Raw genomic sequence first — 21,165 nt, 5'->3', positions numbered from 1 at the left:
CCCTCGGTGGCTGCGCAAGCCGACTTGCCTGTTTCCCTAACGTATTGATTTTAAAGCGCGCGACTTGCAGTTCCGCGAGCGGCATCACCGTTCGTCGGCTCTTACATGTCACGCCTTGCCACTGTCACATGTGATGAATTAACGTGAGTCCCATGGAACGCCGATCCTCCGCCTACTACCAGCGTCGCCATCGCGAGCGTCTTCGCGAAAAAGGGCTGGTCAAGAAGGAACTGTGGGTGCTGCCCGAGTTCGCCGACGAACTGCTGGTGGTGGAGAAGCGGATGCGGCAGCCGCGCGGTGCGGCGCCGGGGCGTGGACGCGTGGAGGTGGATGTGAACGACGGCAAGGTCTGGACGGCCGCCGGTTTGTACGACGCTTTGTCGCAGACCGAAGAATTCGTCTATGGCGATTCGACCATCGAACTGATCGACGGCTCCGAGGCCAGCCTGCATCTGGTGATGGCCGAATACGGCGACCTGCCGTTGTTCCTGGCTGTGGTCGGCGAGCAGATCGTGGTCGAGGCGCTGCTGTGGCCGGTGTCGCACGTGCGCGATCCGGCCGCGTTCAACGAAGAAGTGCTGCGCACCCACAAGGTGATCTTCCCGCTGTCGACCATCGGCATCGAGACCCTGGCCGACGGCGAGTCGGTGTACATGATGTTCGGCTCGCTCAGCGCGGCCTCGTCCTTGTCCAACGTGCTCTACGAAGTCGAGACCCTGGCCGACAACGTCATCAAGGCCACCGAGGCCTACGAGACGCAACTGCAGGAGGCCGCCTGACATGCCCGGCAAACACGACGGCGGCGACAACATCTGGAGCAAGCTGCTGACCTCGCTGCGCGGCGGCGCGCACGAGCTCGGCGAGGCCTGGGTCGACAGCCGCGCGCTGCGGATCCTGGATCAGGAAATCCGCGACTGCGACATCGAGCTGCGCCAGTCGCGCGAATCGCTGGCGCATCTGCTCGCCCGCCACACCCTGGCGCAACGCGCGCTGGCCGAGCACAGCCAGAAAGTCGAAGAATACGAAGGCTACGCGCTCAAGGCGCTGGAAGCCGGCGATGAAACCCTGGCGCGCGAAGTCGCCGACAAGATCGTCCAGCTCGAATCCAACCGCGGCGACGACGAGCGCCATCTGCAAGAACTGGCCGCCAGCGCCGCCGAACTGCGCAAGGCGGTGGCCATGGCCGAAGGCAACATCCGCCGGCTCAAGCAACAGCTCGACACGGTCAAGGCCACCGAGAGCGTGCAGCGCGCGCAAGCTGCGGTGGCCCAGCGCTATGCCGGGCCGCAGAACAAATTGCAGACCGCGATCGATTCGCTGGCGCGGATCAAACAGAAACAAGCCGAGCGCGGCGCGCGGATGGAGGCGGCGGCGGAGTTGGCGCGCAGCGAACGCGGCGACGCGCTCGACCGCAAGCTGCGCGAAGCCGGGATCATGCCCGACGACGGCGGCGCCGACGCGGTGCTGCGCAGGTTGCGGGAAAAAATGCCGGGCTGAGCGGGCCGGCGCAATGCAGGCGCCGCCGGGACGGCGGCAAGCGGGGGAGGGAGACGATGTTCGAGTTCATCAGCACCATATTTACGCTGCCGACGGCGTTCTACACCGTCCTGTTCGGGGTGGTGATCTGTTACTGGCTGCTGTCGGCCTTGGGTCTGGTCGGCGGCGAAATGATCGACGGCTGGGTCGGCGGCGACTTGCACGGCCACGGCGATGGCCTGGGTGCGCACAGCCATGGCCACGTTCTGAGCGATCACACCCTGGCCGACGGCGCGCACCATCAGCACCAGAGCGTGTTCGATCCGCTGATGCGGCTGGGCCTGGGCGGAATTCCGATCACGGTCGTGCTGAGCGCGCTGATCGGGGTGTCGTGGGCGCTGACCTATCTGGCCGATGTCTATCTGCTCAACCTGCTGCCGACCGCGACCCTGCGCATCGTCGGCGGCGCGGTGACCATCGTGGTCGCCTTCGCCCTGGCGATACCGGTGGCGGCGTTCGCGCTGCGTCCGGTGCGCAAGCTGCTGCAGAAGATGCAGCCCGGCCCGCCGCGGCCGATCCTCGGCCAGACCGCGGTGATCCGCACCCCGGTCAACCGGATCACCGGCACCGCCAGCGTCGAAGACGGCGGCGCGGGCCTGATCCTGCAGATCCGCGAGGACGACCCCGAACGCTTCAAGCGCGGCGATCGCGTCGTGCTGATCGAATACCTCGAAGACCAGAACGCCTACCGCGTGGTCAGCGAGGACGAATTCCGCGGCGCGTGACGCCTCACGGCGACATTCCGTCCATATCGTTACGGCCGCCGCGTCCGTAACACAGGTAGTCGAGTCATAGGGAGATGCAAATGGGTACTGCAATCATGGTGCTGACGCTGATCGGCGTCACCGTGCTGATCGTGTTCGTCATGCTGCTGATGTTCAAGGCGTTCTACATCAAGGTTCCGCAAGGCACCGCGCTGATCGTCAACGACATGTCCTCCACGCCGAAGGTGCACTTCACCGGCGCGCTGGTGTATCCGGTGATCTACAAGAAGGAGTTCATGAAGATCTCCTTGATCACCCTGGAAGTCGACCGCCGGGCCAAGGACGGGTTGATCTGCAAGGACAACATGCGCGCCGACATCACCGTCGCGTTCTACCTGCGCGTCAACGAGACCCAGCAGGACGTGCTCAAGGTGGCCAAGGCCATCGGCGTGGACCGCGCTTCGGACCGCACCGCGGTCAACGAGCTGTTCAACGCCAAGTTCTCCGAAGCCTTGAAGACGGTCGGCAAGCAGATCGATTTCGTCAAGCTGTTCGAGAACCGTCAGGAGTTCCGCGACCGGATCATCGAGGTGATCGGCAACGACCTCAACGGCTACATTCTCGAAGACGTCGCCATCGACTATCTGGAACAAACGCCGAAGTCCTCGCTGGACCCGACCAACATCCTCGACGCCGAAGGCATCCGCAAGATCACCGAACTGACCGCGGCGCAGAACGTCATCACCAACGAGCTCGAACGCAACGAGCAACTGGCGATCACCAAGAAGAACGTGGAAACCCGCGAAGCCATGCTCGCGCTCGAACGCCAGCAGGCCGATGCCGAAGCGCGGCAGAAGCGCGAGATCCAGACCATCCAGGCGCGCGAGCAGGCCGAGACGCTCAAGGTCCAGGAAGAAGAGCGGCTGAAGGCCGAGCAGGCGCGCATCGGCGTGCAGGAGCAGCTCGACATCCGCGAGCAGAACCGCCAGCGCGAAGTCGAAGTCGCCCAGCAGAATCGCCAGCGCGCGGTGGTGATCGAGGTCGAGAAGGTCACCCGGGCCAAGGATCTGGAAGTGGTGGCGCGCGAGCGCGAGGTCGAGCTGAACCGGATCGAGAAGGAAAAGGCGCTGGAAGAACAGCGCAAGGAAATCGCCAACGTGATCCGCGACCGGATCGCGGTCGAGAAGACCGTGGCCCAGGAAGAAGAGCGGATCAAGGAAGTGCGCCAGGTCTCCGAGGCCGACCGCGCCAAGCAGGTGATGGTGTTGCACGCTCAGGCCCAGGCCGAGGAAGAGCTGGTGCGTCAGGTCAAGCAGGCCGAGGCCGATGAGGTCGCGTCCAAGCACAAGGCCATCGAAATGACCACGCTGGCCCAGGCCGAGCTGGAAGCGGCCGGCAAGCAGTCGGAGGCCAAGAAGAAGATGGCCGAAGGCATCGAGGCCGAGCGCGCCGCGCCGGGTCTGGCCGATGCGCGGGTGCGCGAGATCACCGCCGCGGCGATCGAAAAGGAAGGTCTGGCCAAGGCCCGCGTGGTCGCCGAGACCATGGGCGCGGAAGCCAAGGGCGAGCAGGAGAAGGGCCTGGCCCAGGCGCGGGTGATCGAAGCGCAGGCCGACGCCAAGCAGAAGCAGGGCCTGTCCGACGCCAAGGTGCTGGAAGAAAACCTGTTCGCCCAGGCGCGCGGCGAAGAACAGCTGGGCGCGGCCAAGGCCAAGGCCAACCGCGACCTGGGCCTGTCCGAGGCCGAGGTGCTGCTGCAGAAGTTCAAGTCCGAAGCCGAGGGCCTGTCGCAGAAGTTCGGCGCGCTGGATTCGCTCAGCGATCAGGCGCGTGCGCACGAAGAGTTCCGCATGCAGCTGGAGAAGAACTTCGAGCAGGCCATCGCCGGCATCGACGCCAACAAGGAAGTGGCCAAGGAACAGGCCGACGTGCTGGCCGCCGCGCTCAGCAAGGCCAACATCGACATCGTCGGCGGCGAAGGCGCGTTCTTCGATTCCTTCGCCAAGGCGCTGTCGGTGGGCAAGGCCATCGAAGGCGTGGCCGGCAAGAGTCCGATCGTGCAGGACGTGTTGCAGCGGCTGCTGAGCAAGACCGAAGGCGCGCCGGACGGCAAGGCCGCCGGCGAAACCGCGCTCGATTCCTGAGCGCGGCGCGGGCCAGGGAATGCGCCGCCCGCGCGGCGGCGCATCGGATGGATGTCTCCGGCGCGGGCTTATCGCGCCAGGAGCCGGATCGGTAGGACGAAGGACTGATGGCGGACACCAAGCCGACCGCGGCAGCGGGCGCAACTTCCAAAGACGGCGCCAAGCCCGAAGCCGGGGCGACGGTCGACCAAGCCGTCGCCCAGGGCGGCGCCTACGAGGTGCTGAGCAAGCGCCTGAGCGAACAGGGCCAGCGCCTGCGCGGCCTCGCCGACGGCTTGAACAAGCAGCGCCTGAGCGAGTTCGGCAGCAGCCAGATGGAAGTGATCGGGCGCTTCCGCCTGCGCACCGAAAACAACTGCGTCGCCCGCGACATCGTCCAGGTCGGCGAGCACCTGGTGTTCGGCTACAACGTGTTCATGGGGCTCAAGAAAGAGACCACGGTCGCGGACGTGTTCTGCCTGTACAAGCTGGTGCAGGGGCCGGAGGGTTACGACGTCACTCCGGTCGAGCTCAAGGGCAGCTTCCTGGGCATCGACAGCTTCGCCCAGGATTTCCGCGAGCTGTACGCGTATTACAAGCACACCCGGCTGATCCAGCTGATCGTGCGCGACAGCAAGCTGCTGGCCGCGTTCCAGATCGGCGAGCGCATCACCGACCTGCGGGTGTTCCGCTGGTCGATTTCGCCCGGCGGCGAAGTGCGCTACATCGACAACCGCGGCGAGCGCGACATCGCGCTGCCGGCGCCGTTCGATTTCGAATGGATCCGCGCCGGCCGCGAGATGACCGTCAACGGCCGCCATCCGCACCTGAATATTCTCGACAGCGTGTTCGTCGAGACGGTCGGCGGCGATCTGACCATCAAGGTCGAGAACAACACCGAGGACGGCCAGGGCGTCTACCGCGAGCCGGTCCAGGACAAGACCCAGTCGCTGGACGATGCGCAGGTCGACTTCGCCAAGGTCGGCAGCCTGATCCTGCTCAAGATCCTGCCGTATCGCGAAGAGCAGTGGCGCTATCTGGTCTTCAACACGCTGACCCGCAAGATCGTGCGCCTGGACGAAATCGGCCTGGCCTGCATCCAGTTGCCGGAAGACCACGGCATCATTTTCCCCGGCGGCTATTACCTGCAAAACGGCGAGCACAAGCGCTTCGACCAGTCGATGGACGGCATGCGCTACAAGCGCAGCATCCGTTCGCCCAACGGCGAGGACGTGCTGTACCTGTTCTACGAGCCCGAGCAGGGCCGCACCGCGATGTTCACCTACAACATGATCGAGCGGCGCCTGCAGACGCCGATCTTCGGTCACGGCTATGCGCGCCTGGAAGACGGGCGGATGGTGATCTTCGCCACCGAAAGCGATGAGCCGACCCGGGTGCACCCAATGCAGGTCTGGCAGACGCCGTACGCCAGCGACGAATACGCGGCGCGGCAGCCGGCCGGCAACACCTTCATGGGCAAGATCGGCAACGCCGAACTGGTCCGCGGCGTGTCCGAACTGATCAGCCTGAGCCGCGAGATCGAGGCCACCGAGGTCTCGGCGCAGCGTTACGGTCTGTTGGCGCAGAACACCCGGCGCCTGTTCGACGCGCACCACTGGTTATCGGACCCGAACTGCGGCGATGTCGCGCCGTTGTTGCGCGAGATCGCCGCGACCGCCGAGTCGGTGCTGGACGAATACGAAAAGGTCGAAGGCATCCGCGGCCAGTCCGACCGGGCCATGCGCGAGGCGCAGAGCAAGCAGAAAGCGCTGCTGGACAGCCTGCAGCCGGAGAACTGGGAGCGGGTCCAGGAATTCGTCGACGCGCTCAACGCGCTGACCGCGCAGCGCGGCCATCTGTTGACCATCCGCGACTACCGCTACATCGACGTGGCCGCGATCGACGCGATGGAGCAGGCCTTGATCGCCGCGCACCAGCGCATCGGCGCTGCGACCGGCGATTTCCTCGCCGGCGACAAGGCGCTGGCGCCGCTGGCGACGGAACTGCAAGGGCTGGATGCGCAGGCGCAGCAGGCCGCCAGCGTGGCGCAATTGGCCGAGCCCCTGACCCGGATGCAGGCGCTGTCGGGCGATTTGGACATGCTGTCGGCGTTGATGGCCACGCTCAAGGTCGACGACGCCACCCAGCGCACCCGCATCGTCGAATCGATTTCGGAAATCTACGCCAAGCTCAATCAGGCCAAGGCGCGCGCCGACCAGCGCCGCAAGAGCCTGGGTTCGGCCGAATCGGTGGCGCAGTTCGGCGCCCAGTTCACCTTGTTCGGCCAGAGCATCGCCAGCGCCCTGGCGCTGGCGCAGGATCCGGAAAAAGCCGATGAGCAGCTCTCGCGGCTGATGGTGCAGCTGGAGGAACTGGAGAGCCAGTTCGGCGAGCACGAAGCCTTCCTCGGCGACATTCTGTCCAAGCGCGAAGAACTGCTGGAAACTTTCGAGGCGCACAAGCAGACCTTGCTCGACGACCGCCAGCGCAAGGCGCAGGCGGTGATGGACGCGGCCAAGCGCATCCTCGACGGCCTGAGCCGGCGCACCGCGCGCTTCGCCAACAGCGATGAGCTCAATGCGTTCTTCGCCGGCGATGCGCTGATCCTGAAGTTGCGCGAGTTGGCCGAGCGTCTGCGCTCGCTCAAGGACAGCGTCAAGGCCGACGACGTCGAAGCGCGGCTCAAGGGCGCGCGCGATCAGGCGGTGCGGGCGTTGCGCGACCGCAGCGAGTTGTTCGAGGCCGGCGGCGATGTGATCAAGCTGGGGCCGCGCCATCGCTTCAGCGTCAACACCCAGGAACTCGATCTGACCTTGCTGCCGCGCGGCGAGGTGTTGAATCTGCATCTGACCGGGACCGATTTCTTCGAGCCCTTGAACAGCCCCGATCTGGACGCCGCCCGCGCGTATTGGGGCGTGTCGATGGATTCGGAATCGGCGCAGCTGTACCGCGGCGAGTATCTGGCCGGATTGGTGATCGAAGCCGCCGCGGCCAATAGCGACGGTCTGAGTCTGGACCTGTTGCGCCAGCAACTGGCCCAGCCCGAGACGCTGGCGCGCACGGTGCGCGACTTCGCCGCGCCGCGCTATCGCGAAGGCTATGAAAAGGGCATCCACGATCACGACGCCAGCCTGATCCTGCGCGCGCTGCTGCCCTTGCGCGACAGCGCCGGCAGCCTGGCCTACGAGCCGGCGGCGCGCGCCTGGGCGGCGTGGTTCTGGTCGCAATGCCGCGGTTCCGACGGCGCCGCGCAATGGCCGGAGCGCGCCCGCACCGCGGCCGATATCGAGCGGCTGTTCGGCAGCCCGGCGGGGTTGCAGGCGTTGCGCGGCGAAGTCGCGCAGACCATGGCCGCGTACGCGCAGGAACAGGCGCTGCCGATCGACCCGGCGCTGACCCCGCGCGCCGCCGAGTACCTGGTGCTGGAACTGTCGGCCGAGCATCCGCAGTTCGTCTTCAGCAAGTACGCCCAGCGGTTGTCGAACGCGCTGCGCGAAAAGCTCACCGCCGCGCGGATGTGGGACGGCTATGTGGGCACTTTGGAATCGCTGCGCGAACGTCCGGCCGCGCGCTGGGCGCTGGCGCTGCATTGGCTGGAGGCCTTGGCGCGCGACCCGGAACTGATGCCCATCGCCGGTTACGCGGCCGAAGCCGCGGCGCTGGCGCTGCTGGACGACGGTTTCCCGCGCAAGATCGCCGAGACCGACCTCAGCGCGCCGGTGCAAGGCTTGCTCGGCGAGCACGCGCGGATCCAGGAAGGCCGCATGAGCCTGGCCATCGACGACTGGTCGGCGCGTCTGCGCCATCACCGCGAGAACTTCGTGCCCGGCTTCCAGCGCTATCAGGCGCTGCGCCAGGAGATCGTCGGCCGCGAGCGCCACGCCTTGCGCCTGGATGAATTCAAGCCGCGTCCGCTGAGTTCGTTCGTGCGCAACAAACTCATCAACGACGTCTACCTGTCGGTGATCGGCGACAACCTGGCCAAGCAGATGGGCACGGTCGGCGAGAGCAAGCGCAGCGATCTGATGGGCTTGCTGATGATGATCTCGCCGCCGGGTTACGGAAAAACCACGTTGATGGAATACGTGGCGCACCGGCTGGGCCTGATTTTCATGAAAATCAACGGCCCCGCGCTCGGCCACGAGGTGCGCTCGCTCGATCCGGCCCAGGCGCCGGACGCGACCTCGCGACAGGAATTGGACAAGCTCAATCTGGCCTTGGAGATGGGCAACAACGTGATGCTGTATGTCGACGACATCCAGCACACCCATCCCGAATTCCTGCAGAAGTTCATTTCCCTGTGCGACGGCACCCGCCGCATCGAGGGCGTGTGGAAGGGCCGCACCCGCACCTACGACATGCGCGGCAAGAAGTTCTGCGTGGTGATGGCGGGCAACCCGTACACCGAGTCCGGCGAGGTGTTCAAGATTCCGGACATGCTGGCCAACCGCGCCGACATCTACAACCTCGGCGACGTGCTCGGCGGCATGGAGGCCTCGTTCCTGCTGAGCTATATCGAGAACAGCCTGACCTCCAACCCGGTGCTGGCGCCGTTGGCCACGCGCGAGATGGCCGATCTGTACCGCTTCGTCGCCAAGGCCGAGGGCAAGCCGTTCTCGGCCAACGAACTCAGCCACGCCTACAGCGGCGCGGAGATCAACGAGATCGCCGCGACCCTGGAGCGGCTGATCCAGGTCCGCGACGTGGTCTACAAGGTCAACCAGCAATACATCGCCAGCGCCGCCCAGGCCGAGAGCTACCGCACCGAGCCGCCGTTCAAGCTGCAGGGCAGCTATCGCAACATGAACAAGCTGGCGGAGAAGATTTCGCCGGTGATGAATCAGGCCGAGTTGCAGCAGTTGATCGGCGATCACTACCTGGGCGAGGCGCAGTTGCTGACCTCCGGCGCCGAAGAGAACCTGCTCAAGCTGGCCGAGTTGCGCAGCGTGCTCAGCGCCGAGCAGAGCGCGCGCTGGAATCAGATCAAGCGCGATTTCCTGCGCAACAAGGCAATGGGCGCGGGCGACGACGATGTCGGCGGGCGCGTGGTCGCCCAGCTCAACGACTTGGTCGAAAGCGTGCGCGCGCTGGATTCGGCGGCCAGCCGCGCGCCGGTCGCCGCGGCGCCGGTAGCCGATCCGGCGCCGTGGGCGGAGATTCTGGCCGCGCTCGAACGCGTGGCCCAGGCCAGCGCGACGCCTGCCGCGCCGCCGCCGCAGGAGCCCGCGCCCGCGCCGGATTTCGATGCGCTGCTGAGCCGCCTGGGGCCGTCGTTGCGGCAGGCCTTCGATCCCTTGGTCGAACGCCTGCAGGACAGCGGCGACCGCCAGAGCCGGATCAACGAGGCGCTGGTGGAGCTGTTCAAGCAATTGGGCGAACGCGAGGTCCACGACGCGCCGACCCGCGCGGCGATGACCGAGCAACAGAAAGAGCTGCAACGCGCGCTCAACGAATTCGCCGACCGGCTCAACGGCCGTATCCAACGCTGAGGGATCGACGTAAATGGATTTTGGACAGCTCGACCGCAAACTGCGCGACAGTCTCGACGACTACGCGCTCGACAACGAAGAAAAGTTCGAACTGCGCGAGTTGGGCGCGGGCATCGGCGCCGACCGGGTGCGCTATTTGCGCAACCGCGCCTTCGACATGACCCGCGAGCTGATGCTGGCCGAGCCGGTGCGGACCCTGGATGCGTTGCGTTGGCTGGAGCAGGTGGTCAAGACCCTGGACACGGTGGCCGCGCCGGCCGCGGTGGTGTCCAGCGCCTATTTCGCTCCCGGCGACGCCTGCCTGCGCAAGCTGCGCGAACTGTGCCGCGGCGCCAAGCGCAGCGTCGCGATCTGCGTCTACACCATTTCCGACGATCGCCTGACCGAGGAGATTCTGGCCTGCCACCGGCGCGGGATCGAGGTGCGGGTGATCAGCGACAACGACAAGAAATACGACGAAGGCAGCGACGTGCTGCGCCTGCGTGAGCTGGGCGTGGCGGTGCGGATCGACGACAGCCCGTTCCATATGCACCACAAGTTCGCGTTGTTCGACGGGCGCTTGTTGGCCAACGGCAGCTTCAATTGGACCCGCAGCGCGACCACCAGCAACGAGGAGAATCTGGTGGTGACCGACGATGCGAACCTGGTGCGCAGCTTCGGTGGGCATTTCGAGGAGTTGTGGGAGAAGTTCGCGGTGGAGGCGGGCGCGGGGCGGTATTGAGTCAGCGGCCAGATCGGCCGCACTGCGCTACCGACGGCAATCTCCGCCAGCTTCGACCGCAATCCCCCACCACCGTCATTCCGGCGAAAGCCGGAATCCATTTTGCCGTTGTCTTTGCTTTGTTCCGTGGTTAGAGCCAGAAGCAGGATCAAAATGGATTCCGGCTTTCGCCGGAATGACGGGTGTAGGGGGTGGCGCGGAGGCGGGAGCGTGGGAGCCGCGTTGAGTTAACGCCGGCCTCGACCGACCTTGCCAGTACTGTCCAACTCATCCTTCACCGCCTGCGTATCCTGCCCCAGCATCGGCGCCGCGAACGCCGCCGGCCCCGGAGTGCGGCCGAACTTGATCGACTGCGCCACGCCGCGATACCGGCCGACGCCCGGGTGGTCGATGCTGCCGACGATGCCTTCGGCGACGACCTGCGGATGCTCGAACATGTCCTCGATCCGCCGCGCCGCCGCGCACGGCACCTCATCGCCGAACAACGCTTCCCATTCCATCGCCGTGCGCGCGGCCAGGGCGGCGTGCAGGCGCGGCACGATCTCGCCCGCGGCTTGCGCGCGTTTGCGCACGCTGTCGTAACGCGGGTCCTCGGCCAGTTCGCTCAGCCCGGTCTTCTCGCACAACGATTTCCAGAACCGCGCGGTGTTGGCGGAAATGTAGATGTGGCCGTCGCGGGTCGGGTGGATGCCGGTGACGCCGCCCGAACGCATGTCGCGGCCGATGTCCAGGCTTTCGCCCTCGGCCCAGATCATCCGCGCCGATTGCATGGTCAGCGCGCTGCGCAGCAGCGACACGCCGACGAATTGGCCCAGCCCGCTGCGTTCGCGTTCGAACAAGGCCGAGGACACGCCGGCGGCGAGCAAGGCGGCGGCGTAATAGTCGACCACCGAGCCGTAGATGATTTCCGGCGGGCCGCCGCGCGGGCCTTGCAGCGCGCACATGCCGGTCATGGTCTGCAGCACCTGGTCGTAACCGGCCTTGTCCTTCATCGGCCCGCTTTCGCCGTAACCGGTGACCGCGCAATAAATCAGGCGCGGGTTGATCAGCTGCAAGCGTTCGAAATCGATGCCCAGCCGCTGCGGCACCCTGGGCCGGAAGTTGTGCACCAGCACGTCGGCTTCGCGCACCAGCCGCAACAACACCGCGTGGTCGGCGGCCTGCTTGAGATCCAGCACGATGCCGCGCTTGCTGCGGTTCACGCCGAGAAAGGCGCGGCTTTCGCTGGCCAGGGTGGACGGATACTGGCGCAGATTGTCGCCGTCGGGCGGTTCGATCTTGATCACGTCCGCGCCCTGATCGGCGAGCAGCGAGCAGCCGAACGGTCCGGCGATGTAGGCGCTCAGATCGAGCACCCGCACGCCGGCCAGCGGACCTTCGCCGGTGCCGCGGCGCGGTTCGCCGGCGAAGTGGGGGGAATTGGAATCCATGCGGTGGGTAATCCGGAAGCGGTTGCCTTGCGGCCGTTCAACTCTGCGCCGCGCACACGCGCGGAAACAGGCGGGCGGCATATGTTCTGGCGCTACAAATTCTTGCTTGGCCGATGTGTAACCGATGCGAAGTCATGCGCGATCCTCGTTCGCGCCGGCCGCCTGGGGCGCCAGCGACATCCAGGTCAATCGCCACGCGCCATCGATGCGGCCGCCGGCGCAGTAGTACGGTTTGAACACCAGCGGTTCGCGGTAGCCCGGATTCAGCTCGATCCGCGGCAGCGGATCGCGCGCGTCCGGCGCGGACCAATGCAGCCAGTCCGACTCGGGCGCAGCGGGCAGGCGCAGGGTTTCTTCGGTCTTGAAGCCGTCGATCAAACCGGTCGCATACACCAGCGGCCCGCAAGTGACGGCGAGATATTCGTAGTGCAGCACTTCCTGCGCGACCGCGCTGCCGTCGGGCGCGCGCGACTCTTGCACGTTGCGATTGATCGCCACGTGCGTGCGCGGCGCCATCGGCAGGCGCAGCGCGATGGTGTCGCCCTGGCGCCAGCGGCGGCGGATGCTGAAGTAGTCGCCGGCCGCAACTGCGCCCTCGGCCGGCGTGCCGTTGATTTCGACCTGCGCGCCTTCGGCCCAGGAAGGAATGCGCAGCTTCAACGCGAACTCGGCTTCGCGTTGCGGCGCGATGCGCAGGCGCACCTCGCCGGAGAACGGATAGTCGGTGTCTTGCTGGATGCCGACATCGCCGGCCGCGGCCAGGGCGATATGCGCCGAGCCCGGGCCATACACATTCACCGCGATCTCGCCGTCGTCGCCGCGGGTGTAGGCCACGCCCGGCAGTTCTTCCAGCGCCATCGCGCCGCTGGATTTGCAGCAGCGCCAATACGTGGTGTGCACGCGGCGGCCGTTGGGGAAGACGTAGTAGCACCAGTCCTCGCCGTTGGGCGCCTGCGCGCCGAGCAGGTCGTTATAGGCCGAGCGCTCGATCTCCTCGGCGTAACGCGCATCGCCGGTGATCGCCAACAACTCGCGGTTGAGCTGAATCCAGGCCAGCGTCGAACAGGTTTCCACATAGCCTTGCGGGCTGAACACGCCGGCCGGATTGAAGGCTTCGCGCGAACGGTGGGCGACGCCGCCCCAGGGGCCGCCGCCGAGGGTGAGGTGATGCTCGCGGATGCTGAGCCACACCGATTCGACCGCGCGCAGGTAGTCGGCGTGGCCGCTGACCCGGTACAGCTTGGCCAGACCGACCAGATTCCAGGCCAGTTGATAGGCCTTGCCGGTCGCGATCCAGGCCGCGTCGGTGCCGCCCAACGCGCGCGTGAGCAGGGCCAGCTGCGGATGCGCGTCGGCCTGGCCGAGTACGGTCAGCGCCAGATCCAGGTACGCGCGGTCGCCGCTGGCCATGTACAGCTCCACCGCCGGATCCAGCAACACCGTCGCCGACATGCCGTGGTGGTTGCCCAGTTCGGTGATGTCGATCGCGCCGCCGCTGAGCGTGCGCAAACACAAGTCGCCGATCTTGCGCGCCGCGTCGAGGTAACGCGGTTCGCGGAAATGCCGGTGCACTTCCAGAAAACCCAGCATCAGGTAGGCATGGGTCCAGATGTCCCAGGTGCGCACGCTCGGCGCGCCGTCCCAGCTGACCGGCTGCGGCGCTTGCTTGCGCATGAAGCGGCGCTCGGGCGCGTAGGTGCCCAGGTAGCCGTCGGGTTCCTGGGTGGAAATCAGGAAGTCGGCGACCCGGTGCACGCGCGCGCGCAAGCCGGCGTCGCCGCTGCGCGCGGCGGCCTTGGCCGCGGCGATCAGCCATTTGCCGGCGTGTTCGCCGTACCAATCGCCTTCCAGGTTCTGCTGGCGCCGCTCCGGCGCGAAGATCGCGATCGCCGGGCTGGTTTCGTCGACGATGAAATGCGAGAGCCGGCCTTCCAGGTTGGCGCGCAAGGCATCGCCGAGCAGGCCGCCCAGGCGAATGCCGGCCGGATCGATCGCGGGAACGAAATCGCGAGGGCTCATGCTTCAGCTCGCATCGGCGGCGCAGCGGAAGCCGATGCAGCCCGAGCGGTCCTTGCTCGGCGCCATCAGCAGCAGCTTGTTGTGTTGGTCCAGGCGATAGGCCTGCGGGAAATACCAATGCGAGGTCTGCGGCTGGTACGAACTGCCGCCGCGCAGCACCGCGCCGCGGGTGTGTTCGTCGTGGTATTCGTCGGTCCATTGCCAGACGTTGCCGACCAGATCGAGCACGCCGAACGGGCTGGCGCCGGCCGGGTGCGCGTCGACGTCCTCGGGCGCGCGCAGGCGGCGTGCGCGGTTGGGCGCGGGCACGGCGTCCTCGCGCCAGTCGTTGCCCCAGGGGTACAAGCGGCCGTCGTCGCCTTGCGCGGCGTAGTGCCATTCCCACTCGCGCGGCAGGCGCTTGCCGGCCCACTGCGCATAGGCGCGCGCGTCTTCGATCGACACCCAGGTGACCGGACGGTTGTCCCAGCCCGGCCGCGGCGCGCCGTCGATCCAGTCGCGCAGGTAGTTGTGCGCGTCGCGCGGCGCGTAGCCGCTGGCGCGGACGAACTGCAGATACTGCGCGTTGGTGACCGGCGTGCGGTCGATGAAGAAGCGCGGCAAGCGCATGCGCTTGCGGTGGTTGCGGCGCGCGCTGTCTTCCCACGGGTACTGCACGTCCACGCCTTCCCAGGTCTGGCCTTCGATCTGCACGCCGCCGACCTTGAACTCGAACTCGCCGGCGGGAATCTCGACCATGCCCTCCGGCGCGGCGGCGACCGGCGCGACCGCTTCGATCGGCAGCAACCGCTGCTGCAGCGAGCGCCACTGCGCGCTGTAGCAATGCAGCGGCGTGGCCGCGCGTTCGCGCATGCGCGTCAGGAATTCTTCGAGGTCCGGCTGTTCGGCGTCCGCCGACAGCGCCAGCAGCGCGCCGAAGCCGCGGCCTTCCATCGCGAACTCGATCACGGCACGGTCGCCGTCGATGCGCGGCTGCAAGGCCGCGCCGTTCCACAGGTCGTAATAGCGGTTGCCGTCGCGGTGTTCGACCGCGATCTGCTCGCCGCAGACTCCGTACTCGTTGCGGTTGACCAGGTTCCACACCGTCGAACCCGCGTGCGGGAAGCGGCTGGCGAACACGCCGGCCTGCAGCGTGCGCGCATAAGGCCGCCAATCGGCGCTGACCATGTGCGCGGCGAACGCGCGCTCGATGGCGGCGATGCGGCGCAGGGTTTCTGCATCGCGATCGGTCAGTTGGTTCCACAGGCCCCAGATGTTTTCCCAGGCGTTGTAGCCCACGCCGTTGAAGAAGATGTATTGCAGGTCGTGGTTGCGGTCGCGGCCCCAGCGGTTTTCGTAGTTGATCATGTGGCGCGGTTCCAGCCACTTGAACTTCGCCACCGGCGGGATGAGTTCGTTCGGCGCCTTCTTGCCCCAGCTCTGCACGTTCCAGATCAGCGCTTCCTCGGCGCTGATGGTCGATTCGGGCTGCAGCACCACCGGATGGCCGGCCGCGTCGCAGGCGTCGAAGAACGCGCGCGGCACGCCGTTGTAGGTATCGCCGTTGACGCCGTCGGCGCCGACCGCGGCGACCAGTTCGGCTACGCATTGCCAGTCTTTGCTGCCGCTGTCGCGTGTGCCCTGGTCCCAGGGCATGGTCGGCAGGAACACGCGCACGCCGCGGCGGTGGAAGTCGTCGATCGCGCCGCGCAAGCCGTCCAGACCGCCGGGCAGATCGCGGGCCAGATCGAACTGGTTGCGGTCGTCCACGCCGATGTTCGGGTAGACATGCCAGATCAGCACGCTGTCGATGCCGCCGTAACGAAGTTGCAGATCGTCGAGGTAGCGGTCGACGGTGTAGCGGCCTTCGACGGGATCGTAGAAGTAGCGGTCCTCGGCCATCATCTGGGCGTGGACGAAATTGCGCTGCGCCCATTGCAGTTCCGCGCGGCGGTAATGGGCGTCGTCGTAGCCGATCCGGATCAGATGCTCGCGGCGCCAATCCTTGAGTTCGGCGATCCAGTCGTCGAGGGTGCCGTCGACGTCCATCTTCCAATGACCGATCTCGGCGAAGGGCCAGCCCGGCGCCTTGCCCGGCAGCGGCAGATAGCGCTGGGTGGTGACGTGCGAGAACTTGTATTCGCTGCGCACGCGCGGGCGTTCGTCTTCGGGGGCGGCGTCGGCGGCGGGATCGTAACTGGACATGGGGAACTCGGATTCGCGAAAACGGTGGGCGGGCAGGGCGGTTGCAGGGCTCGTGTCCGGCGCTCAGGTGGCCGGGGCCGACGCTGGGCCGGCGACGACCCGCCGATCGGCAGTGTGCAACAGCGCTTCGACTTCGGCGTGAGTGGGGACGCTGGTCTGCGCGCCCGGGCGGGTGCAGGCCAGCGCCGAGGCGGCGCTGGCGCGGCGCAAGGCCGCCGCCGGGGCGGCGCCGCCGGCGAGCGCGGCGATCAAGGCGCCGCAGAAGGTGTCGCCGGCCGCGGTGGTGTCCACGGCTTCGACCGCGAAGGCGTCCTGGCGCAGGCGCTGGCCGTCGATGCGGGCCAGGCAGCCGTTCGCGCCCAGGGTCACGATCAGTTGCGGTACTTGCACTGCGGCCACGGCGGCGTCGAGGTCGTCGGCGATGCCGGTCAGCGCCGCCAGTTCGCCTTCGTTGACGATCAGCAGATCCACGCAGTCCAGCAACCCGGCCGGCAGCGCGTGTGCGGGCGCGGCGTTGAGTGCGACTTTCACGCCGGCCGCGCGGGCGCGTTGCGCCCAGGCCTGGACCGCGTCGAGCGGCGTTTCCAGTTGCAGCAGCAGCCAGCTCACGCCGTCGAGCGCGGGCAGGTCGTCGCCGCGCAGGGCCGCGTTGGCGCCGGGGGCGACGGTGATCGCGTTCTCGCCGCTGTCGGACACGCAGATGAAGGCGGTGCCGGTGGCGCGGTCGCTGCGGCGGATCGACAGGTCCACTCCGGCTGCGCGCAGCGACTGTTCGATCGGCTCGGCGTGGGCGTCGTCGCCCAAGGCCAGCAACATGCGTGTGGCCGCGCCGCCGGCGCGCGCGCAGGCCAGCGCCTGGTTGGCGCCCTTGCCGCCGGGGTAGGTGGCCATGTCGTGGCCGAGCACGGTTTCGCCGGGCGCGGGTACGTGGCTGGCGCGGACTACGAAGTCGAGGTTAGCCGAGCCGGCGACCAAGACGGAAAGGTGTTTGTTGCCGGTCATTGCGTCGTATCCGCGTTCGGGGTGTACGGCTGCTTTAGCGCATCGTCTACCAGTCGATAAAAATCGCGACTGATCCGCGGCAGATCCTTGCCGCCGTCGCCACGCGGCAAATGCTGCAGCAGGGCGATGGCGAGCAAGTGTTGTGCCGGATCGATCGCGTAAGTGGTCGAGGCCGCGCCGGGCCAACCGAAGCGGCCGAGCGAGCCGGGCTGGCCGCGCTTGGTTACGTCGATGGTCACCGCGCCGCCGAAGCCGAAGCCTTCGCCGGCGTTGTACTGGTGCACCGGTGGGTCGAGCATGGTCAGTTGGTTGCGCAGCATTGCGGCGACGGTGTCGGCGCGGAGCAGGCGGCGCGGTTCCGAGCGCGAAACATCAAGCTCGCCGCGCTCCCCCCTACCGTCATTCCCGCGAACGCGGGAATCCAGTGCCTTTGTCGCACTCGCACGAAAGTCGCTGGATTCCCGCATTCGCGGGAATGACGGCTTTGCGGGTTTTGCAGCGTCTTGCGATGCCATCGACTCGCAACGGCCATCGCCCAGCTCGCCGGCGATCGCGCCCCCATCCAGCAACATCTGCGCAAACCGCGCGTAATCGCAAGCGGTGGAATACAACCCGCCCGCGCCGCTGGGATACGCATTCAAAGCCGCACCGGGCTCGCGCGCGCTCGGCCCATCGGCGATGCGCAAGCGGCCCTTGTCGTCCATCGTCGTGATATCCACCACCCGCCCGCGTTGCGAAGCGGGGACGCTGAAGCCGGTGTCGCGCATCCCCAGCGGCAGGAAGATCCGCTCGCGCAGGAACGCATCGAACGGTTGCCGGCCCACCACTTCGACCACCCGCGCCAACACTTCGATCGCCGCGCCGTCGTAACCGAAACGGGTGCCCGGATCGGCCGCCAGCGGCGCTTGGCTCAGACGTTCGACGAAACCGCGCAGGTCGGCGGCGGCGTGCGGATCGTTGCGTTGCGTCGCGGCCTGCGCCGCGGCATCGCCTTGCAGTCCGGCGGCGAAACCCGCGGTGTGGGTCAACAAGTGGCGAATAGTGATCTCGCTCGCGGCCGCGCGGGTGCGTGGCGCAGCGGGATCGCCGCTCATCACCTGGCGATCGACCAACTCGGGCAGATAGCGCGACACCGGATCGTCCACGCCGATCCGCCCTTGTTCGACCAGCAGCATCACCGCCGCCGAGGCGACGGTCTTGCTCATCGAATAGATGCGGAAGATCGAATCGCGGCGCATCGCTTCGCGCCGGGCCAGATCGCGTTGGCCGTAGGCCCGGAAATCGACGATGCGGCCATCGCGAACGATCAGCGTGACCGCGCCGAGGTAACCGTCGGCATCGGTGGCCTTGCGCATGAAGGCGTGCAGCGCGCCGAAGTCCGCCGCGGCCGCGTCATCGGCGCGCGCGGCCGGCGAATCGCTGCCGGCCAACGCCGCGCCCGCCCAGCCCGCACTCAGGATCAGCAGGCAACAGCGGAGGGCGGCGAAGGCGGGCAAGGCATCAGGTCCTGAAGAGCGAAAGCGGCCGCCGCGGGCCTGCGGGCCGGCGGCGGTGTGGTGCGGGCGAGAGCGCGGTTCAGAACTTGAAGGTATGGGTGATCGACAGCGTGCGTCCGCGCCCGGCCCAGTAGTTCTGGAAGCCGCCCGGCGGCTGCGACCAGCTCAGGATGTACTGCTTGTCGAACAGGTTCTCGATGCCGACGGAGAACTTGCCGTAACGCTCGGTCTCGTAGTTCATGCCCAGGTCGAACAAGGTGTAGCCGCGGGTCTTCTCGACGAAGCTGAAGCTGCGGTTGTCGAACGCGCGCACGTCGCTGCCGGACAGATCGCGCGAGAACAGCGTGGTCGCGCCCAGGCTGACGTCGGCGCGCGGCAGGACGTTCCAGGTCAGGGTCCAGGCGAACTTGTCCGGGTTGATGTCGAGCACGCCCATCGGCTTGTTCAAGCCGCCCGCGCCGTAGCGGCCGGCGGCGTCGGCCGACCAGAACGCGGTCTTGCCGCGGGTGTGCGAGTACACGGCGCTCAAGCGCCAATCCGGGTTGAAGCGCCATTCGCCGGACAGCTCATAGCCCTTGATCCGCACCGGCGCGCGCAGCAGCACGAAATCGTTGGTGGCCGGATCGATCGCCAGCGATTGGCCGTAGTCGGATTTGGAATCGTAGTGCGACGCGCTCAGGGCACCGCGTTCGCCGCGCCAGTTGAAGCCGAACTCGGTGTTCTTGACCACGATCGCGTTGAGGTCGAGCAGATCCCCGACGCTGATCGGCGGATCGTTCGGGCAGCCGTCGGTCTGCACGCTGCCGCCGTCGCCGGAGCATTGGATATTGCGCAGCGGAATGCCGACGTTGGCCAGGGTGAAGCCTTCGCCGTACGAGCCGAACACCGACCAGGCCTCATCGATGCGCCAGACCGCGCCGAAGTTCTTCAAGGTCTCCTGATAATCCAGAGTGCCGCCGTTGACGTTGCGGCGGTCGCGGTACCAAGTGGTGGTGTAGCTGTCCACGTGCAGCTCGCCGTCTTCGCGGCGCACGCCGCCCGACAGCGTCACCGGGCCGATGTCCCACGACAGCTGCATCCACGGCGCGCGGCTCTTGTACTCCATCGGCGGCACCCACAACCGGTCGGTCAGCGCCAGGCGCTGCTCGGCGGTGTCCTCGACCAGGTCCAGACCGACCCGCAGTTCCAGGCCGTCGACCGAGAACAGCGACGGGCGCGCCCACGACGTGCGCAGGCCCTTCTTGGCGGTGACGATTTCGGACTGGTCGTACAGCGAGTTGATCGGCGCGATCAGCGGGTCTTGCCGTTCGATGGTGTTTTCCGGCAGATAACGCATTTGCTGATCGGCCTTGTAGCCGTTCAAGGTCAGCGTGCCGCCGAAGAAATCGGCGTGGGTGTAGGTCAGCTGGTATTGCTTGAAGTCGTTGATCGCGGCCTTGGAGCCGAAGATGCTGCCGCGCTCGGAGGTATTGGTGCGGGTGTCGCCGCACAGCGCGCGCTCATCGGGCCGGCAGCCCAGCACTTGCACGTAGTTGGCCTTGCCTTCGATGTTGAAGTGGCTGACCGAGCCTTCGATGCGTTGCACGCCGTCTTCGCCGAAATCGTAGCCGGCCTTGAGGAACAGGTTGCGCGCTTCGGTGTCGGCCAGCGAGCCGCTGGTGTTCATGCCGATGCGGCGGCCGTTGCCGTCGTAGGTGATGCCGCGGTCCAGGAACGAGACCGCCGCGATCATGTCGAAGTTGCCGGCCTTGCGGGCGAAGGTGGCGCCGAGCTTCCAGCCGGCGCTGTCGTCCTTGAACTGGGTGGTGTAGCGCGAGGTGACGGTGAACTCGTTGCCTTCCTTGGTCGGCGAGGCGGACAGGTAATTGATGATGCCGCCGGCGGCGCCGATGCCTTCGGAGGCGGACGGGCCGTTGATGACCTCGATCCGGCCGACCACGCCCATGTCGGTGAAGGTGCCGTTGCGGGTGCCTTCGCGTAGCGGCGAGCCCTGCGGCACGCCGTCGAACAGACGCAGGGCGACGCGGCCGCGCAGGTTCTCGCCGGTGTTGCTCATCGCCTGCGAGGACTCGGCGTAACCGGGCACGGTCCGCGCCAGCACCGCGGTGGCGTCTTCGGTCAGCACCAGCGAGCGGGCCAGTTCGGCCTTGGACACCAGGGTGATCGCGCCGGGAATCTTGTCGACCGCCTTGGGGCTGCGGGTGCCGGTGACCACCACGTTGTCGAGATTGACCGCGGCTTTGTCGCCGGCGTCGTCGGCGGGCGTTCGGGCTTGCTGGTCGGCTTGCTGGGCTTGCGCGTTGCCCGCGATGGTGGACAGCAGCAGGATGCTGCCGATCGCGGCGGTGAGTGGCTTGACCATGTCTGTCTCGTTGAGTGCCGGTGATCGCGCGGGCATACCGTTGCGGCGCGTGCTCGCATGCATCGGGACGATGGCGCCGCCGTCTGTCGCGGCTTTCCC

Annotated in this window: 12 protein-coding genes; 6 read left to right on the top strand and 6 right to left on the bottom strand. The window is 67.1% G+C overall.

Going from position 1 to position 21,165, the window contains the following annotated elements:
- The first annotated feature begins 152 nt into the window (after positions 1 to 152).
- From bacA to V7787_RS39805, 6 genes are all read left to right on the top strand, one after another.
- Positions 153 to 779, top strand: coding sequence for a biofilm formation regulator BacA (bacA, locus tag V7787_RS39830; RefSeq protein WP_336093143.1), 627 nt, complete (start codon positions 153 to 155; stop codon positions 777 to 779).
- Position 780: 1 nt separating this feature from the next.
- Positions 781 to 1,497: a PspA/IM30 family protein gene (locus tag V7787_RS39825; RefSeq protein ID WP_336093142.1), complete on the top strand. Its 717-nt coding sequence runs from the start codon at positions 781 to 783 to the stop codon at positions 1,495 to 1,497.
- A gap of 56 nt (positions 1,498 to 1,553) precedes the next feature.
- Complete coding sequence (locus tag V7787_RS39820) at positions 1,554 to 2,261, top strand: hypothetical protein (protein ID WP_336093141.1); 708 nt, start codon at positions 1,554 to 1,556, stop codon at positions 2,259 to 2,261.
- An 80-nt stretch (positions 2,262 to 2,341) separates the two neighbouring features.
- Positions 2,342 to 4,384, top strand: a complete 2,043-nt coding sequence (locus V7787_RS39815; RefSeq protein ID WP_442965351.1) for a hypothetical protein — start codon at positions 2,342 to 2,344, stop codon at positions 4,382 to 4,384.
- A 107-nt stretch (positions 4,385 to 4,491) separates the two neighbouring features.
- A complete protein-coding gene (locus V7787_RS39810) occupies positions 4,492 to 9,852 on the top strand; it encodes a DNA repair ATPase (RefSeq protein WP_442965350.1) in 5,361 nt (1,786 codons plus the stop codon).
- Between the two features lie 13 nt (positions 9,853 to 9,865).
- Complete coding sequence (locus tag V7787_RS39805) at positions 9,866 to 10,573, top strand: phospholipase D-like domain-containing protein (RefSeq protein ID WP_336093138.1); 708 nt, start codon at positions 9,866 to 9,868, stop codon at positions 10,571 to 10,573.
- 227 nt (positions 10,574 to 10,800) lie between these two features.
- Here V7787_RS39805 and V7787_RS39800 read toward each other — a convergent pair whose 3' ends face one another.
- From V7787_RS39800 to V7787_RS39775, 6 genes are all read right to left on the bottom strand, one after another.
- A complete protein-coding gene (locus tag V7787_RS39800) occupies positions 10,801 to 12,003 on the bottom strand; it encodes a CaiB/BaiF CoA transferase family protein (RefSeq protein ID WP_336093136.1) in 1,203 nt (400 codons plus the stop codon).
- 132 nt (positions 12,004 to 12,135) lie between these two features.
- Positions 12,136 to 14,022 (bottom strand): glycoside hydrolase family 127 protein, encoded by a 1,887-nt coding sequence (locus tag V7787_RS39795; protein ID WP_336093134.1) that lies wholly within the window; start codon positions 14,020 to 14,022, stop codon positions 12,136 to 12,138.
- A 3-nt stretch (positions 14,023 to 14,025) separates the two neighbouring features.
- On the bottom strand, positions 14,026 to 16,206 hold the full coding sequence (locus tag V7787_RS39790; protein WP_336093132.1) for a formylglycine-generating enzyme family protein: 2,181 nt from the start codon (positions 16,204 to 16,206) through the stop codon (positions 14,026 to 14,028).
- Positions 16,207 to 16,269: 63 nt separating this feature from the next.
- Positions 16,270 to 17,208: a ribokinase gene (locus tag V7787_RS39785; RefSeq protein WP_336093130.1), complete on the bottom strand. Its 939-nt coding sequence runs from the start codon at positions 17,206 to 17,208 to the stop codon at positions 16,270 to 16,272.
- Positions 17,205 to 18,704 (bottom strand): serine hydrolase domain-containing protein, encoded by a 1,500-nt coding sequence (locus V7787_RS39780; protein WP_336093129.1) that lies wholly within the window; start codon positions 18,702 to 18,704, stop codon positions 17,205 to 17,207. Before V7787_RS39780 ends, V7787_RS39785 begins: the two co-directional genes overlap by 4 nt.
- Before the next feature lie 79 nt (positions 18,705 to 18,783).
- The gene (locus tag V7787_RS39775) at positions 18,784 to 21,066 is read right to left on the bottom strand and encodes a TonB-dependent receptor (protein WP_336093128.1); all 2,283 of its coding nucleotides are present in this window, start codon (positions 21,064 to 21,066) and stop codon (positions 18,784 to 18,786) included.
- Between the last annotated feature and the right edge of the window lie 99 nt (positions 21,067 to 21,165).

The sequence above is a fragment of the Pseudomonas sp. CGJS7 genome, assembly GCF_036961695.1.
Note: the sequence above shows the minus strand (reverse complement) of the source record. Positions and strands in the feature narration are given on the sequence as shown.